This is a genomic window from Bacillus sp. MYb78 (genome assembly GCF_002975115.1).
Taxonomy (GTDB): Bacteria; Bacillota; Bacilli; order Bacillales; family Bacillaceae_G; genus Bacillus_A; species Bacillus_A cereus.
In genome coordinates this window covers 110619-128421 of the sequence record NZ_PCOB01000003.1, presented here as the reverse complement: position 1 = coordinate 128421, position 17803 = coordinate 110619, and the positions used below count along the sequence as shown (strand labels likewise).

Genomic DNA, 17803 nt, shown 5'->3' with positions numbered 1-17803 from the left:
CCTTTTGATAAAAAGAAAGAGAGAATTATCTCCCTCTCTTTAATAGTTCACTCGACAATTTTGTTTCCCTACAATTTCTTGCATCTGTGTAATCATCGTCAAATTAAAATGAGTGAAGTTTACTTTGTAAGTATTGCCCCCAAAGATAAAATAAACAGGCACTGTACTATCTTCTGACTCATATTCCTTCAAATAATCTCTTACTTTTACAAATTGTTTTCGTGCATTATTCACGTTGCGAGACCCTAAAAGAACAATCTCTTTTGGATTCCCATCATTACCAACATCATGGATATCAATCACTCGTTTTACCATGATTTGTGTGCCTCGGTCATCCTCTTCAAATTTACCTTCAACCGCAATGATACTACCTTCATGTAACAGACCTGCACTTTGCTCTAATACGTTAGAGAATGCAACACACTTAATCTCCCCTGTTGTATCTTCTAATTTAAATACATTAAGAGGTTTATTGTCTTTTTTCGTGTAGTACGTTTCAATTTCCGTAATAATACCTGCAACACGAATAGATTTTTTATAAGAACGAACTCTATCTGCTTCATCTTTTTCATCTGTATCTTGTAAGAACCCAATCTCACAAAATTCTTCTTCAGCTAACAATGTTTCATACGAATCAAGAGGATGTGCTGAAATATAAAACCCTGCAAACTCTTTTTCCTTTTCCAATTTAAAATCAATGTTAAACTCTGTTAATGTAGGAGTTAATACCTCTCTGATTTTATCTTGGCTTAATAACGGAATATCAAAGATAGACAATTGTCCTGATTGATAGTCTTTTCGTTCTTGTGAAGCTACCAATAGTAAAGCATCTAACATCATTAATTTCGAATTACGTGTACCTTCAAAGCTATCGACTGCACCTGAGAAGATTAATGCCTCTAATACTCTTCTATCCACTTTTTGATATTTTGCCATTCGAACCGCACAATCTTGGAAATTACGGAAGTCTCCTCTTGTATCTCTTTCCTCAATTAAACGAATTGATATTTTACCCATATTTCGAATACCTTGTAAGCCAAATCGAATAGAATTCCCTTCAACCGTAAATACTTCTCTTGATTTATTTACATCTGGTGGTAAGACATCAATCTTTTGTCGTTTACTCACAGCCATGTATGCTTTGATTTTATCTGACATTGTGATAAATGAATTTAAAGTAGCACACATATATTCTGTTGGATAGTAATACGCTAAGAAACCTGTTTTAATCGCAATATTCGCATAACCTGTTGCGTGAGATTTATTGAATGCGTAACGTCCAAATTTCTTCATTCGTTCCCATAAAGCAATTGCAATATGTTCATCAATTCCATTTGCAACACAACCTGTAATTCCTTTTTCCTCTGAACCGTGTACAAAGTATTCACCATACTCATTTAAAAGGGCTTCTACTTTCTTTGCCATCCCTTTTCGAATGGTATCTGATTGTCCTCGTGTAAAGTTTGCTAATTCACGAACGATAAACATACATTGCTCTTGATATACGATGATGTTGTAAGTCGTTTCTAAAATAGGTTGCAACTGAGGAACATCATATTCAATTCCTTCAGGCTTTAACATGTTTTTAATGTAATTCGGAATTTCATCTAAAGGACCTGGGCGGTACAACGAAATCCCTGCAATTAAACGTTCAAACAATTGTTTCCCCATTTCAGCATCTAATGTATGTGCATCTTGGAATAACTCCATCATGAAGTTTGTCATTCCTGCACTCTCTAATTGGAATACCCCTGCCGTATTACCTTTTGCAATGTATTCATAGACTCGTATATCATCGAGTGGAATACTTTCAAGTGTAATGGGTTCTAACCCTAACTCTTTTCGTTTCTTATTAATATCAATAAAGGCTCGTCCCATAACACCCATTGTACGAAGACCTAAGAAGTCCATTTTTAGCAAGCCCATCTCTTCACATTCATCTTTGTTATACTGAGTTGTATGCTCATAGGCTCCTGTATCTGTGTTCTCTAATAGAACCTGAGGAATATGGTCTGTTACGGCACTTGGGGCGATTATGACACCGCAAGCATGTTGTGATACGTTACGAGGTAAACCTTCAATACGAAGAGCAATATCAACAATTTCTTTTACCTCTGCATCAGAATGATACATATTATAGAATTCTGGACTCTCATTCAATGCTTTGTTTAATGTCATACCTGGTTTTTCAGGGATGGCATTTGCAATCATATTTCCTAATGGTTTATCTAATACACGAGCTACATCTCTAACAGATACTTTTGCGGCCAATGTACCAAATGTAATAATTCGAGAAACTGCTTCTTCTCCATATAATTCTTTCACATAATCAATTACTTCTTCACGTCTTGTATCCTCGAAATCAATATCAATATCTGGCATTGAAATTCGGTCAGGGTTTAAGAATCGTTCAAAAATAAGTCCATATGGAATTGGGTCAATATCCGTAATATCTAAAGCATATGCAACTAAAGAACCACAAGCAGAACCACGACCAGGTCCTACTAAAATACCTCTCTCTTTTGCAAATCGAATAAAGTCCCATACAATAACGAAATAACCTGGGAACCCCATGGTTTTAATTGTTTCAATCTCAAAGGTTAATCGCTCTCGATATTCTTTACTTTTAAATTCTTTCTGCCCTTTAAATCGTTTCGCAAATCCTTCCCATGCTAAATGTTCAAAGTAATCCGCTTGCGATTCGAATCCTTCTGGTAGAGGGAATTCAGGTAGATAGATTTCTCCAAGTTGAATGTCAATGTTGATTCTTTCTGCAAGGTCAAGTGTATTATCAAGTAGCTCTGGCATATCCCAAAACAAATCTTCCATTTCTTCAGAAGTGTGAATGTGATAACCACTCCCTGGAAAGACCATACGGTTTGGGTCATCCATTGTTGTTTTCGTTCCAATACATAACAGGATTTCATGTACAGAAGCGTCCTCAATTTCTGTATAATGGCTATCTGAAGTCGCAATTGCTTTTAAACCAAATTCTTCAGCCAATTGAAGCAACGCAGGATTTACAACTTCTTCCTCTTCACAACCATGTCTTTGGATTTCAATGTAGTAATTTTCCTTACCAAAAATATCAATCATTTTTTGTACTGTTTTACGAGCTAAATCCATGTCTCCCTTAATAATCGCTTGAGGGACAAGCCCCCCTAAACATGAGCTTGTTGAGACAACACCTTCACTATATTTTTCTAACCATTCCAGTTTTACATGAGGTTTATAATACTTATTCTCAAATCCCATACTTGTTAACTTAACAAGGTTACGATAACCCGTTGCATTAATCGCAAGTAACAACTGATGTTTACCTTCTTTTTTGCCATCTAAAGTTTCAATATATGCTTCAAAACCTAATATCGGTTTTTTATTTGCTTTTTTCATTTTTTTATAGAAATCTAACGTCCCGTACATAACACCGTGGTCAGTAATCGCACTTGCCCACTCCGTTTTTGCAACCATTTCATGAATTTTTGTTGCACCATCCAATAAAGAATATCCTGTATGTCCATGAAGGCTGACATAACGTACAACATCTAACACATTTCCATTTACAACTGCTCTAAACATTTGTCTGCGTTCGAATAAGTTTCGATTGTTCTTTTCAAATTTATTTAGAGGCAATGTACAGATAAGTTCAAAATTATCATCTTTATTCTTTTTTACCGCAACTTTATCTCCTTCGAGATGCAGTTCAACGATAGTTCCTTTTTCAATGCTTAAATTAGGAAATACAACTTGCACATTACCCTCTCCTCTCCTAAATTTACGTTGACTATAGTTAATATAGATTCATTTTACATTAACTATAGTCAAAAAGTAAAGAGGAAAGAAAACTTCAGATAAAAGAAAAAAGAGCCGATGGATAACTTCCATACGACTCTTCTACTTATTACCTTGTAATTTCTCTTTTTAAAACTCTTGTTAATTCTTTGTTAATATCTGATGGGTCACAAGAAATTACCGATTTTTGATACATATCATTATATACATCTATCGTTTCTTCTCTATGTCTTTTGCTTCCGAAACAAATAGATACAACCTTTATGCCATTTTTCCTCGCTTCTTTCACAGCATCTTTTACATCTGCTTGTCCTAACTTTTGCGATGGGTAAGCAGATGGTAGACCATCTGAAAGAATCACTAATAAACGATTTCTTTCTGGACGTTGTAGTAACTCCTTAATAGCGATACGAATAGAAAATCCATCCATATTTCCACCATTCGCTTCGAAATACGCATTCCATGATTCATTGAATTTACTATCATTAGAAAACTCACTTACAGTTGTATGCATTACATTTCTTCCACTTGCTCGAAAGATAGTTGATTTAAAGGGAATAAAACCTTTTATTCCTTCTTCAATTACTGCACAAGCCTTTTGAGAACAAGATACTTTATTATTGTTCTCATCCACCCTATCCATCATAGAACCTGAACCATCAACTAACATGTATGCTACATAGTCCGTTGTTTGTGGTTGTCCTTTTTTCAAGAATACATTGTAATCTTTTGTCCCCACTTTCCAAATCGAAGACGTATCAAGTATTCCTTTTCTTCTATGTCTGGAATCATATGTTTTTTTATTTTTAAATATTTCCTCTATTTCTTTTCTAAATCGTTTTCCATCTCTTTTTATATCTTCCGTTAACTCTCTCTTTCTCTTTGTGATGGGAGATATAGTAAGTGTTGGCTTTTGTTTTCCGTATTTATTATCACTATATGCCTCCTGTACATCATTTACTTCTTTTTTTGTCACATCTTTATCTATCTTAGCCTTTTTCTTAGATTCTTCCTTTTGCTTATCCTCTTCCTTTTTTGCATTTTTTAAAGCAAACTCAGCATCTTTCATTGCATCTTTTCGTACATTTTCAATAATATTTTCTACAATACTATCATCTGAAATTGAATTTGATTTAGATTCATCTTCATTTGAATCTTCTGTAGAATCATCTTGTTTGCTTGTATTGTTTACATCGGATTCCTCTTCTGTTCCTTCTTGTGTTTCTTGTGTTTCTTCATTTTTAGCAGAATCTTCACCTTCCGTTGAATCCTCATTACTTTCACTTGTTGAGTTAGCTTCACCTGAACGCTCTTCTTGTTTTGGTTCGCCTTCCTCTCCCTTCATGTCACCTAAAATACCATTACCATCCCCCTCATTTTGTTCCTGTTCTTGAGAAGAATCATCCTTATTTTCTTCCTCGGATTTAAAATGAACTGAAATTGCGTTTCCTGGATTTTCAGATGATGTTGTATCAGGATTTTCACAAGTATATTGTGTGTAATCTGACATGTCATCTACAGACATTTGATTTGCTTCATCCTTTAACAATTCTGCAAGATAAGGAGCTGTGATTTCAATAATTCTCATGCACCTATTTGCACAACCTTGTGCCGTAGATTCATTGATGCCTTTAATCGTCATTGTTTTTATCTTATTTAATTCTTTTTCCATTCTTGTATTTTTATAATGTACCTCAAAATCTTTTGGGAATAGACCTGTTACAGAATAGCTTGTAATGGAATATAAAAAATCTTGTAATTCATTTTCTTTTCTTATAGGCTGTTCTTTCCAAAGAGTAGCATTTAAGAATTGAATATGTTTTTTATATCCTTTTTTTCTATTACACAGGCGTTTTTCGATACGACCATCCTCTACCGAGTTTAGTACATGTTTCGCAATTTTCATCCCATGATTTTGATGGATTTGAAATTTTTCATTTAAATACTCAGAACCATCTTTTAAGAACATTTTTAGAACCCTGTAGTCAGAGGATTTTATATGCTCTGCTTCATGTCCTGTTAGAGCCTTTAATGCTGAAAAAATCTCTTCATATGAAAATGATTTCTCTACAAAAATTTCAGGAAGTCCCACCACGATTTTCTTAAAATCGGTATAACTACTTCCTCCAACATTTAAACTAAATGGAATGTCCGTTCTTCCTAATAAATTGAAAATAACCATGTTGAGTTGATTATAAATGGATTTTCTGTTAAAATAATCTATGATGTTTTTTGTTTTGCTACTATGTTGTATCATAACGAAAAATATCTCCTTTTTAATTGATTTTTTGAATACCTGTTGAAGACGGAGTGACGGAAATCACTCCGTTTTCTTTTTATGCAAGTTCATTGTCAATTACATTCATCACGTAATTTCTATAGTCCTCATCTTCAATTCGGTTTGCTACATTATCAATAATCGCTTCTTTTAACCCTAAATCCTCTGCCACTTCTAATGCAGAGATAAATCCTCGAATCGTTAAACAATTTTTTGATATCTGACCGTTTTCTACCATTGCGAAAATGTTTTGATAAATCTTATCCGCATCTTGAATATCAATTAACTTTGCAGATGGAACACGTACTCGTAAAGTTTCAATGATACTTTTATTAGATGGGAATAAAATCGGTGTAAATCTATCCATAGTCGCCTCGTTCAAAGGATTGGTTCCAATGTAATCTTTATTCATTGTTAGCATGACGCCAAAATTTTGCCCTGCTTCTACCCAACCATATCCAGGCACTTGCATAGCTCCACGGTCATCAACTGCTGAGTGAATTTGTACTAACACCGATGGGTCAACAGTATTCACCTCATCTAAGTTTATAAAAGCTCCAATTTCCATTGCTTCTACAAATGCTTCTTTCTCAAAAATTACATTTGAAAATGGTTTTCCGTCTTCAGTTGTTCCTTGTTCAAAAGACTTAGAACCAAGCAAATCCATCTTATCGAATTGGCTATTTAAAGACACTTCAAATAATGGTCTTTGATAAATCCAAGCTAAAGTTCGAACAAACACGTTCTTTCCTGTACCTTTTTCTCCCTCTAAACGTAAATGTTTTCCTTTATTCGTATACACAACAGATTTTTTCACTGCTCCAAATGTATCTTTAAATAAAGTCTCAGGTTTTTTAGGAATACGGTTTGCCACATCTTCTTCATACTTTCTATATGTTTCAAAAGTAAGAATGATATGTTTTTCAGAAACATCATTACTTCGAAGATATGATTCAATTGCTTCTAACTCCTCTTTTTCAATTCCTACTTTATTAATCACTTCTTCTTTTACATCTTGTAATGTATTTACATCATCTATTTCAGCTACTTGATTAAAAATAGACTCATCAATTTTAAAAGAAACTGTATACGTAGTTGGTTTGATATCTATTACTTTACCCACTACTTCATTTAACACTTGTAACCCTTTCTTTAAAGATTGAACTGATTCATCATTACTACTCAGGTTTACTTCACCTGCGGGCTCACCTTGAAATAACGTAGTGATTTTATCTGTCTCTTTTTTAAATGAAACTAACGTTGTATCACCTTGTTGAAAAGCTTTTATCACTTTTGTTTTCCCTGTATATTGTCTAAGGCTTCCTTTCACAATTACCTCACGTTCCAATATTTTAACAGAATGACTCATATCTTTATCTACAACTCCTTCTTCATTCTCCTCATCTATCATCACACCTATTGTTAAACCAATCTTTTTTATCCCATTACTTAAGTCAAAAGATGGGTGAAATTCTATCGTTCCTTCTATACTGTCATTAGTCATTTTAGCATGTAACTCTTTACTTGATATGCCTGTATGTAATGAAAGAATATTTCCTGATACGTGACCTAATTTATTACCTCTTGAATCTACACATTTTACCGCTAATTTATCTATTGGATGATTCGGGTCTTTTATCAATTCTACCTTTGTACCTACTCTAACATAATCCAAATTCTTTGCTCCTACCACTGCTACATGTACCTTTTTCATTTTCATTCTCTCCTTTTTATACAATTTATAAAAATACCTGTTTCTTATAATCTCTTTATTATAGTAATATGAAACACTTTTTACTAAAGTTATGAAGGTAACTTTAATTTGAATTACAAAAGAGAAAGGCAGGATTTTACCCTACCTTTTTCTCCATATATTCACTTCCAAATGATGTTTTTTTCTCTACTACAATACCTAAACGAGTCATCTTAGTTAATTCGTTAGCAATATCAACCATTGATACAATTCTTCCTGCTTTTTCGTTAATATCTTCATGAATTTTCGGAAGTTTCCCCATTTTAATAGGTAAAAACTCTTTTAATACTTTACTTAAATCATTCTTTTCCATATCCTCGATAAACATATGAAACTCGTCAAATGGGTCGAGCATATGTGGGGATTTTGTAAAGGTTGTACGGAATCGAACCGCAAATGTTTTAGGTAATGTTGCAGAGGAGATAAAACAATGACCTGATGGTAACTCTGGTAAACGTTTCATTTCATCTTCTGTCAAATTCGTTTCTTTTCGAACCATTTCCATATCGTCTGCTGTATTTAAACGATAGATAAATTTTGTATTCAACTGTGCCACAATTGTCGGGTCTAAAGCATCTGGTTTTTGTGTACAGAAAATCTCAAACACACCATATTTCCGAGCTTCTTGTGCAATCTTTTTCAATACCTTTTTCGTAGGTGAAGAATGACGTGGTGCAAAGTTATGTGCTTCATCGACAATAACAAAGAACATTGGGAAGAACTCAGGTCTTTCTCCACCATGTTCTTGATAATCTTGATAGTTTCTACGTTTTTTATAGAGTTTTTTAAGAACATAGGAAGCTATCATTTGTTGACGTAACATATCTCCACGAATGACTGCAATTTTCCCTTGTTTCATAGCAGATTCTACACCATCAATATCGCCTACAAAAATATTTGTAGATTCTAAGGCATCCAATTTCCAAGATAATGCTTGTAAGGTTTTACTTCCTGAAACCCTATTTTTATTTCTTGTATAAAGTAACACTTGCTCATCTGTTAATTCATCTTCAGGTGATGTTTGTCTCCCATTTTTTACTTTCGGCTTTGGATTCTCATGCACCTCAAAAGCTATTTTTAAATTAATAACTTTGTTTTTTAAATGTGCTAACGTATCTCCTTTTTCATATAGAACTTCTAATGCACCTCGTTGTGGTTCTGTTAATTCTCCCACGAAATCAAATAAGCTCATAAGCTCATCCAATTTTAATTCATGAAAATTAATCCCCACATCTCTTCCAATATAAAAGATTTGGTTTCTATCTTGAAAATCATGAACAAGATTACTATCTAAACCATCTAATCCATCCATTGGCTCCACAAAGTTCATTTCATTATGAGGGTCAAATGCTACACCTGGAATACGAATCTTTTGAATCTCCTCTTCAATTACTCGTAATCCATATGTTTTACCTGAACCAGATGTTCCAAACATACCTATATGAGGATATTCTCGGAACTTACGATAATTCAATACAAAAGGTACCCCTTCTTGACGAACTGCTCCACCGTTTTTCCATAGAGGAGCAATATTTGTTAATTCTTGAGGTAGATTAGATTGCATTTCCTCTGTACCTGAGATAACACCTAAAGTTAGTGCATCTGATGGTTTTGCATGAATTAATATTTTCTTCATTTCTTCAAATGTAGTATCTCTCACAACTGCATTTGGGGTTACTGGTTTTGTTAATGTCTTCAAAACTTTCACTCTTGCAATATGAGTTTTTCTATCATTTACAATTTCTTTTGATAATCCCTTTACAATATCCAATGCAAATCCTTCAGGCATAATAGACTCTGATAAAAATGGAACTGTAGTTGTATTTAAAACTTCAATAGGTAAATCCCCATGTAATTCATCATTAATCATTAAATATTCATTTTGAATAAACGGCTTATCTTGTGAAACAACGTAAACTTCTCGTACTGTGGTTTTCCCCATTACAAATCCTCTATTTGCCACGTAAAAACCTCTCCTTTTCTATTTGTCGTGTCTTACTCTACTTTTAATTCTATTTTTCTTAAAGGAAGCAGGAAGATTAATCTATCTTCTCTGCTATTGTTGTTCCGTTTTCATCTAACTCCATACGAAATACACTGTCAGACACAAGAGGCATATACGTATCCTCATGTGACACGAGGAATGTTTGCCTTCCTGTATAGTCAACTAACTCCCTAATAAGATGAGCTGTATTTTCTGATGGCTCTTTGGAAACATATTTTGTAGGCTCATCTAAGAAGAATCCTGCTTTATTATTGTCTCCTACAAGTAAATTGACTGATGCAAAAGTAGCTAATGAAACAATATCTGCTCTTCCCCCACCATCTTCTTGAGCAGGGTCTGTTTCCACTACTTCATTTGGATACTGTGCTTTTACTAATACATCTGCAACTGGAACACCACGGGCACTATCTAACTGAATATCTACTGAAAGATTGTCACCCATAACCATTTGCAAGGATGATGTGGCTGTTTGCGAAAGAATCTCTTTTCCGTTCTCTCTTGCTTCTTTTGATGCCCTTTCTAACAACTCTTTCATCATCGCATGATGTTCTTGTTTCCCTTTTAAACTCTCTAAAAGACTTTCATTTTCTGCGAACTGTTTTTTATGTAAATTTAATGTACCTAAATCGGTATGATATTTGTCTTTCATATTACCCAATTCCTTGATAATGTCAGAATAATTCATGTCATCAACTCCCTTTTGTTAAAAATACAAAATCTTTAAAATATGCTTCATCTATTGTTATTGGTGGGATTTTTGTCTCTTTATCACATGCAGTACATATTGTTTTATTAGCGATTATCTGATAAGCCATCGAAGAAGAGTTGTCCTTGAAAAACGACAGTCCAAGCTTCCCCCCACATTCACATTTCGTAATCATACTGATACTGGATATTTTTCTTTTATATATTTAATCACCTTACTTGCATCTACTTCTTCAAAATCGGAATCTATATCAGGTAAATATGCTTCTTTACCACCATGTGAGTTTTCATCTGAAGGAATTACACTCGGTACATTATCTAAACTTTCCACATATACAACATTTTTCATTAAATTTAACCATGTCTCTATGCCATTCGAATTCACGAGTATTGCATGATTTCGAATCATATTTCGGTTATCTTTCGTTTCTGACCATACTTCCCCATCTCTTGAAATAAAACCACTTTTTACAAGTTGACCTGTGTAGTTACAATTTAATTTTGCTATAAATTTGCCAGACACATCTTTAAACCAAATACGAATTCTTTCATCCTTCTTAAAACCTTTTACCATGTTATACAACTGTTTATAGTTGTGGATGATAATCCAATTCTCTATCAATTCTTTTACTGACATACCTAATGTTTTGCAACGTGTATACTCACCGTTTTTAAATGTTTTATAATGAACACTGTATCCGAAACTTGAAGGAGTTAAATGCCCTACAACATCACTGTTTCTATTTTTTGCATATACCATATTCACCACTCCATTTTATTATTGACTATAGTATATAACATATATACTTTTAAGTAAAATATTTTTTATATAAAAAGGAGCTCTTTTTTGAGCTCCCTTTCCTTATTTATGCTACTTCTCTTACATCTACAGTCGTTTCTTCCTCTACAAAGCGAATTCTCATAAGAGCTTGTACCATTTCAACTTGGATTCCCCCTCCTAATTCATTGAATAATTTACTACTTGCAAACAAGAATTCTTCTATTGGTTTCTTCTGATTGTACACTGCTAATTTAACATCTTGTTTTAAATCAGTTAAAGAATCAATATGATGAATCCAATTTTTATCCACGATTTCTAATAGAATTTGCTTCATTTGTTCTTGAATTTCATTTTGAACAACAAGCTCTTTTTTCACTTCAAAGGCATCCATACAATTCTGTAATATAGATTCTTTAATTTCTTCAATATCCTTCTGTAATGCACCATCCACATTGACTACACCAACCATTGAATACTTCATTTCTAAAGTACGTTTCATTTCTTCCAATGCAGGTTGTAAATCTTCATCTTGTCCAAATTCTTCATACTTGTGGAGTTTTTCAGCAATTACTGATTCAAAGGCATCTCTGGCCATACTTTCTAACTGTCCTACGATATCAAAGCTTGGTTCTAATACATCGTCCCTTTGTTGATAAATGACTTTTCGTTGTTCGTTAATAATAGAATCGTATTTCATCGTTTCCTTACGAGCATCATAATGCATTGCTTCTAAATTTCGTTGGCACTTACCAATCGCTTTTGTAAGGAATTTATTTTCCACTGCATCATTATCATCTTTAGGCATAAGTGAAATCATTTCCTTAATTTTATCTGATGCAAATACTCGCATTAAATCATCTTCAAAAGAAACATAGAAACGACTAATCCCTTTATCACCCTGACGACCAGAACGACCTCTTAACTGGTTATCAATTCGTCTATTATCATGACGTTCAGAACCAATAACTTTTAAGCCACCAACCTCTGTAACGCCTTCACCTAACTTAATATCTGTACCACGACCTGCCATGTTAGTAGCAATTGTAACTGCTCCTTTTTGTCCTGCATTCATAATGATTTCAGCTTCAATATCATGAAACTTTGCATTTAAAACTTGATGAGGGATTCCCTCTTTTGTTAATAAGTCTGATAACTCCTCTGATTTTTCAATTGTCGAAGTACCAACTAATACAGGCTGTCCCTTTGCGTGTGATTTTTTAATATCTTCCACAATAGCAATAAATTTTGCTTTCTCTGTAAAATACAACTTATCTTGCTTATCTTTTCGTTGCACAGGCTGATTTGTAGGAATGACAACAACCTCTAAACCATATGTTTCACGAAATTCAACTTCTTCCGTTTCTGCTGTACCTGTCATACCTGATAATCGCTTATATAGTAAAAAGAAGTTTTGATAGGTAATAGAAGCTAATGTCTTATTTTCTTCTTGAATTCGAACACCTTCTTTTGCTTCCATCGCTTGGTGTAATCCATTCGAATATCGTCTTCCTTCTGACACACGTCCTGTATGCTCATCAATAATAAAGACCTCTCCATCTTTCACTAAGTAATCTTTATCTCTTTTAAAGAAGTAGTGAGCTTGTAGCGATTGGTCTACATGATGACGAATTGTAGTATTCTCTAAATCCGCATAGTTTTTCATACGGAACATCTTTTCTGCTTTTTCCATACCGCTATCAGTCAACATAACAACTCGAATCTTTTCATCTACTGTATAGTCATCCTCATGTAAAGAACGGACAAACATATCTACAATTGCATACCATTGAGAAGGTTCTTCGCCTGGTCCTGAAATAATAAGCGGTGTACGTGCTTCATCTAATAGAATGCTATCCACTTCATCGACAATACAGAAATGTAGAGGTCTTTGCATCTTATCTACTTTTCTCTTCACCATATTGTCTCGTAAATAATCAAATCCAAGTTCTGAATTGGTAATATAGGTAATGTCTGAATGGTAAGCTTCTCGCTTTTCTTCCATTGTTAACTCACCTGTAATTACAGAACTACTTAGTTGTAAGAAATCATATAGTGGCTTCATAATACCTAAATCTCGTGTTGCTAAGTAATCATTTACTGTTACAACATGTACTCCTTCACCACTAAGAGCATTCAAATAAACAGGTAGTGTGGCAACCAATGTTTTTCCTTCACCTGTCTTCATTTCTGCTACATTTCCTTCATGTAAGATAATGCCACCGATTAATTGAACCTCGTAATGCCTCATTCCTAATACTCGACTGGAAGCCTCACGACATACAGCGAATGCTTCTGCCAATAGGTCATCAACCGTTTCTCCCTTTTGTAAACGTTTTTTAAATTCTGCTGTTTTTCCTTGCAATTCTTCATCTGACAAGGATTTCATTTCATCTTCTAATGCCACAATACTTTTGACTTGCTTTGTTACTCTCTTCACTTTACGTTCAGAATTCGTTCCGATTATTTTATATAAAAGATTCATTTTATCCGCTCCTAACTATGTTCTTTATTCCTTTATAGTACCACCTTCAATAAACTATAGTCAATTGATGTATTATTTTAAGTAAAAAATATTTTACATTATTCGTTGACTATAGTAAAATCTAATTATAAATAATAATGAAGGAAGTGCAATACATAATGAGACCTCGAAAGTTCGAATACTTATTCAGTATTAAGGTTTTTTATAGAGACAAGACTGAAGATTTGAATGTAACAGTACACAATAGGAAAAAGATGAGTGATGAAAAAGATTTTTACAAAATCGCAGAAATGATAACTAAAGACCTTAATGCAGATAAAGTAGTAATAATTGGATGGAAATTCCTAAGAGCAAAACGTGCTTTATAAAGGTGAACAGCCATGAAATCAAAAAGAATACGAGCTATTTTGAAAGCAACAGGATACAACAAAAAAGGGAATGTATATAAAAAACCTGGCATTTGCTTCAACTGTAACGGTTCAGGTGTTTGGCATGAATGGATATCAAAAGGCATCTATCCTCATGTCGAGACTTGGTATGAATCACCAGAGACTTGTTCTTGGTGTAAAGGAACAGGTACAGCTACTGAAGTGACATGCGTTGAAGCTGAAAGAGACATACCATTCCAATAGAAACGAGGAACAATCATGGACAAATCAAAATTAGCATTAGAAGGAATTATTCAAGTGTATCAAAATGGATTTTTAGCAGAATACAAAGAAGATGATAAAAAAGAAATGAGAATCGTTCTTTTAGAATTAATCTTAGAGATTACTCGTGTTCAAAATGACTTTCGTTATTGTAGCAAAAAAAATTGCCCTTGTTGTCCTGAAGTACATATTGCAAAAATGGTAAAGCAGTACAATGACCAATTAAAGAAAATTTTTAATCCATATATCCTATCAGATGTAAGTCCTATCTTAATTTTGGAGTACTTAGATAGCTTTAATTTAGAAAATATTAAGGAGATTTCATAATGAAAGAACCAAAATTCAAAGGATTTAGCACAGAAACAAATCAATGGCATTTCGGATTTGGATATTACATTAACTATTACACTGATAAATTCAAAGCAGAGAAAGGGATAAATGATAACATCACTCTCTTCACAGAATGTAGCCCTGTCATTGTTGAAATGGAATCTGTAGGTCAATATGCCACTACGGTAACAGATATTAACCATATCCCTCAAGAATTGTTTGCAGGAGATATTATTCGTTTTCGATACAAAGGGGAATGGAACCCTTGGTCTGAACCTATGGTGATTGAATGGGGTGGTGATAAGTATCCTGCATTTGATGTAAAAGGTCATTCATATGATTGCAATTTACTATCACTATTCGTCAAAAGTGGTGAATATGAAATTGAATACTTGGGAACCGCTTATGAAAATCCCAAACTACTAACATCTTACAAATAAAAAGGTAAAGGATGAAGAAAAATGTTAAACAATAAATCAATTCAAGATATGGCAGATAGATATACAGCATACCAACAATGTTTTCAACATGGAGAATCAGAGAACCCTTGGGATAAAGCTTACGAAAAAGCAGTAGAGTGTATGGATGATATTCCTAAATTAATTGATGACGTAACCTACTTGCGAAGTCTAATTAAAGGATTGCAACGGGTGAAAGTTCATACATGCACAGTTCCATCATCTGACTGTTGGTATAAAAATAGAATAAACGAAGAATTCTTTTTATGTCCTTTAACAGAAGGACATTCCGATAGATATCATGTACTTGTAAACATTGAAGGTCAAATAAAAATTTGTCCAATTAAAAAAGAAGATGTTTCGTTAGTTGGACAAATACTATTACTTGATGAAGCTCATTTTCCACTTATTAATCACAACCGTAAATAATATATAAATCAGAAGAAAGACCTATTGTAATAAACAATAGGTCTTTCTTACTTATATGTAAAATATACAAACTGTAAGAGGTGTATACACTATAAGTTATCATTTATGAATTTTTAAGCCCCAATAAACATTGTGCCTCCTATCATCCATATAAATGGTGTGCAAAACAAAACAGAATTTAATACCATCCCGAATTTCGTCCATCTACTTCTTTCGCTTTTATAGGAAATATAGGCTAAAATAAATCCAATGGGACAAATAATCAATGGAAAGAAAATAGGCAATCCTTCTAAGATATTTGGGATAACCTCGCATAAAAAATTAACAATGAGCATTGTTAATACAAGGGGTATCAATATGGATATAATCGTTCTTATCTTATTTACATTCACCGTAGCATCCCCCTCCTTTACCATAAAATATATAATTATTGTTAATGTACATATTTTAGAGTCTACCTATAACAATCTTATATAATAGTAATCATTAATTACAATTCATTTTATATTCGTTATCCTTATATCCATCAAAAAATCCCCCACTCCTAAAAGTAAGGGATTCCATTAATCTACAATATTAGAATCGTTTAAATCCTAATAAGTGTTTCTTCCAATATGGACTATTAATATCTGAAATTGCGATTGTTGGTTCTTTTGCATTAATAAATTCATGGTCATTTAACATAATTCCAATATGAGAAGGACCTGCTTTGTATGTGCCTTGGAAGAATACAATATCACCCGCTTGAGGTGTTGCAACTTGTGTGAATCTATTAGAATTCCAATATCCAGTTACATTCGTTCTACCAATACTAAATCCTGATTGATTCAATACATAATAAATGAATCCACTACAATCCATTCCACCTACACTTGGATTTGAACCACCCCATACATACTTCATCCCTAAAAACTTCTTAGAGAATTCTAACATTTGTTGTTTGTTTCGGCTTACTGGCTGTGATACTTGTCCAGTATTTCCAGATGTTACATTCCCTTGTTTTGGTGACTCATTTGTTTGAATGGCAAAATCTTTACTAATAAACCCTTTTCGTCCATTAAATGAAATTTCTAACCATCCATTTACTTCTGCCGTAGACGTTACAACTGCCCCCATATGTAATTTGCCAAGAATCGTTGAAGCAGTTGTTCCACTCTCACGTACATTCAGCGTTGTTGTATTTATCTTGTAATTGCTTGTTTTAGAAACTTGATTAGGAGTTTCTTTATTACCTGCATCTACACCAATCTTCACAAAATCCTTACTTACAAATCCTGATGCATTATCAAATGAAATTCGATACCAATTCCCTGATTCTCCAGTAATTGTTACATTTTTCCCTCTTGTTAATCGACCAACCTTTCCAAACTGTGTACCTGCTCCTTCTCGAACATTTAACACGTCTGCCGTTACAATACCTTTTTTACCACCTGTTGTAGCCGTAGGATTTGTTGTAGCAGGTTTATTAGGTTGATTATTACCTTTGTTTTGTGATTGGCTATTAGAGACAAATTGAGAGCTTACAAATCCCGCTTTTCCATAGTAGTTAATTTTGTACCATTCTCCTTCTTTGCCTGTAACACTAAGAGAATTCCCTTCAAATAAGCGACCAATCTGTTCAAATTGTGTACCTGCTCCACTTCGCACTTTTAACACATCTGCTGTTACTACATAACTACCATTTGAAGATACTTGAGTTTGCGTATTCCCTCCTGTATGAGGGTCTGAAACAACTAACTTATCTCCAATATGTAGTATGTTCGATTGCAAACCACTCCACTCTCGAACTTTGTTGTAATCTACACCATATTTATGACCAACATCCCAAAGTGTATCCCCTTTTTGTACAGTGTGCGTCATCGCTTCTGCATTAATTGTTTGACCAAACATCCCTAAAGTACCTACAACCACGCACGTACCTAATCCTACAATTGACTTTTTCATTTATTACAACTCCTTAATCCATTTCGTTCATTGACTATAGTCAATATGTTAACATGTACAAAAACTATAGGCAATGTCTTTTTTTAAAAAACTAATAGATAAATAGTTCATAAATCAAAAAACAAAACCCCTCCGAAACATAAACCTATATAAACAAAAAAAGAAAAGACCTTCTTTTATAAAAAAGCAATAAAAA

13 protein-coding genes are annotated in these 17803 nt (G+C 33.6%); 5 read left to right on the top strand and 8 right to left on the bottom strand.

Annotation, left to right across the window (positions count from 1 at the left end):
* Window positions 1–39: 39 nt before the first annotated feature.
* The 7 genes from dnaE to secA all read right to left on the bottom strand — a co-directional run bounded on the left by dnaE (window position 40) and on the right by secA (window position 13796).
* A complete protein-coding gene (gene dnaE / locus CQ064_RS07825; RefSeq protein WP_001198458.1) occupies window positions 40–3753 on the bottom strand; it encodes a DNA polymerase III subunit alpha in 3714 nt (1237 codons plus the stop codon).
* Window positions 3754–3901: 148 nt separating this feature from the next.
* A complete protein-coding gene (locus tag CQ064_RS07820; protein ID WP_000614276.1) occupies window positions 3902–6049 on the bottom strand; it encodes a hypothetical protein in 2148 nt (715 codons plus the stop codon).
* A gap of 79 nt (window positions 6050–6128) precedes the next feature.
* Window positions 6129–7784 (bottom strand): AAA family ATPase, encoded by a 1656-nt coding sequence (locus tag CQ064_RS07815; RefSeq protein ID WP_000755492.1) that lies wholly within the window; start codon window positions 7782–7784, stop codon window positions 6129–6131.
* Between the two features lie 136 nt (window positions 7785–7920).
* Window positions 7921–9786 (bottom strand): ATP-binding protein, encoded by a 1866-nt coding sequence (locus CQ064_RS07810; RefSeq protein WP_000013366.1) that lies wholly within the window; start codon window positions 9784–9786, stop codon window positions 7921–7923.
* Between the two features lie 76 nt (window positions 9787–9862).
* Window positions 9863–10513 (bottom strand): hypothetical protein, encoded by a 651-nt coding sequence (locus CQ064_RS07805; protein ID WP_001109581.1) that lies wholly within the window; start codon window positions 10511–10513, stop codon window positions 9863–9865.
* A 192-nt stretch (window positions 10514–10705) separates the two neighbouring features.
* The gene (locus tag CQ064_RS07795) at window positions 10706–11293 is read right to left on the bottom strand and encodes a hypothetical protein (protein WP_000262375.1); all 588 of its coding nucleotides are present in this window, start codon (window positions 11291–11293) and stop codon (window positions 10706–10708) included.
* Window positions 11294–11399: 106 nt separating this feature from the next.
* Window positions 11400–13796 (bottom strand): preprotein translocase subunit SecA, encoded by a 2397-nt coding sequence (gene secA, locus CQ064_RS07790; RefSeq protein ID WP_001051038.1) that lies wholly within the window; start codon window positions 13794–13796, stop codon window positions 11400–11402.
* Between the two features lie 158 nt (window positions 13797–13954).
* Here secA and CQ064_RS07785 point away from each other — a divergent pair, with 158 nt between their 5' ends.
* Genes CQ064_RS07785 through CQ064_RS07765 form a run of 5 tightly spaced genes read left to right on the top strand, consistent with a single transcriptional unit; the run spans window position 13955 to window position 15663 of the window.
* Window positions 13955–14164, top strand: coding sequence for a hypothetical protein (locus CQ064_RS07785; protein ID WP_001247785.1), 210 nt, complete (start codon window positions 13955–13957; stop codon window positions 14162–14164).
* Window positions 14165–14176: 12 nt separating this feature from the next.
* Window positions 14177–14428 carry a hypothetical protein gene (locus tag CQ064_RS07780; RefSeq protein WP_000837704.1) on the top strand — a complete coding sequence of 84 codons (252 nt, stop codon included), beginning with the start codon at window positions 14177–14179 and terminating at the stop codon, window positions 14426–14428.
* Between the two features lie 15 nt (window positions 14429–14443).
* A complete protein-coding gene (locus CQ064_RS07775) occupies window positions 14444–14773 on the top strand; it encodes a hypothetical protein (protein ID WP_000361448.1) in 330 nt (109 codons plus the stop codon).
* Entirely contained in the window at window positions 14773–15216 is a 444-nt protein-coding gene (locus CQ064_RS07770; RefSeq protein ID WP_000662582.1) for a hypothetical protein, read from the top strand. The genes CQ064_RS07775 and CQ064_RS07770 overlap by 1 nt, the downstream gene beginning before the upstream one ends.
* A gap of 21 nt (window positions 15217–15237) precedes the next feature.
* Complete coding sequence (locus tag CQ064_RS07765; RefSeq protein ID WP_000933829.1) at window positions 15238–15663, top strand: hypothetical protein; 426 nt, start codon at window positions 15238–15240, stop codon at window positions 15661–15663.
* A gap of 576 nt (window positions 15664–16239) precedes the next feature.
* On the opposite strand, the gene CQ064_RS07755 is transcribed toward CQ064_RS07765, so the two are convergent.
* Entirely contained in the window at window positions 16240–17607 is a 1368-nt protein-coding gene (locus tag CQ064_RS07755) for a C40 family peptidase (protein ID WP_000748510.1), read from the bottom strand.
* Window positions 17608–17803 lie beyond the last annotated feature (196 nt).

What these genes read in the sequence shown, in the direction of transcription:
- CQ064_RS07795 (WP_000262375.1), bottom strand. Translation starts at nt 11,293, where the DNA reads ATGGTATATGCAAAAAATAGAAACAGTGATGTTGTAGGGCATTTAACT.
- CQ064_RS07755 (WP_000748510.1), bottom strand. Translation starts at nt 17,607, where the DNA reads ATGAAAAAGTCAATTGTAGGATTAGGTACGTGCGTGGTTGTAGGTACT.
- CQ064_RS07780 (WP_000837704.1), top strand. Translation starts at nt 14,177, where the DNA reads ATGAAATCAAAAAGAATACGAGCTATTTTGAAAGCAACAGGATACAAC.
- CQ064_RS07775 (WP_000361448.1), top strand. Translation starts at nt 14,444, where the DNA reads ATGGACAAATCAAAATTAGCATTAGAAGGAATTATTCAAGTGTATCAA.
- secA (WP_001051038.1), bottom strand. Translation starts at nt 13,796, where the DNA reads ATGAATCTTTTATATAAAATAATCGGAACGAATTCTGAACGTAAAGTG.
- CQ064_RS07805 (WP_001109581.1), bottom strand. Translation starts at nt 10,513, where the DNA reads ATGAATTATTCTGACATTATCAAGGAATTGGGTAATATGAAAGACAAA.
- CQ064_RS07765 (WP_000933829.1), top strand. Translation starts at nt 15,238, where the DNA reads ATGTTAAACAATAAATCAATTCAAGATATGGCAGATAGATATACAGCA.
- CQ064_RS07770 (WP_000662582.1), top strand. Translation starts at nt 14,773, where the DNA reads ATGAAAGAACCAAAATTCAAAGGATTTAGCACAGAAACAAATCAATGG.
- CQ064_RS07820 (WP_000614276.1), bottom strand. Translation starts at nt 6,049, where the DNA reads ATGATACAACATAGTAGCAAAACAAAAAACATCATAGATTATTTTAAC.
- CQ064_RS07785 (WP_001247785.1), top strand. Translation starts at nt 13,955, where the DNA reads ATGAGACCTCGAAAGTTCGAATACTTATTCAGTATTAAGGTTTTTTAT.
- CQ064_RS07815 (WP_000755492.1), bottom strand. Translation starts at nt 7,784, where the DNA reads ATGAAAAAGGTACATGTAGCAGTGGTAGGAGCAAAGAATTTGGATTAT.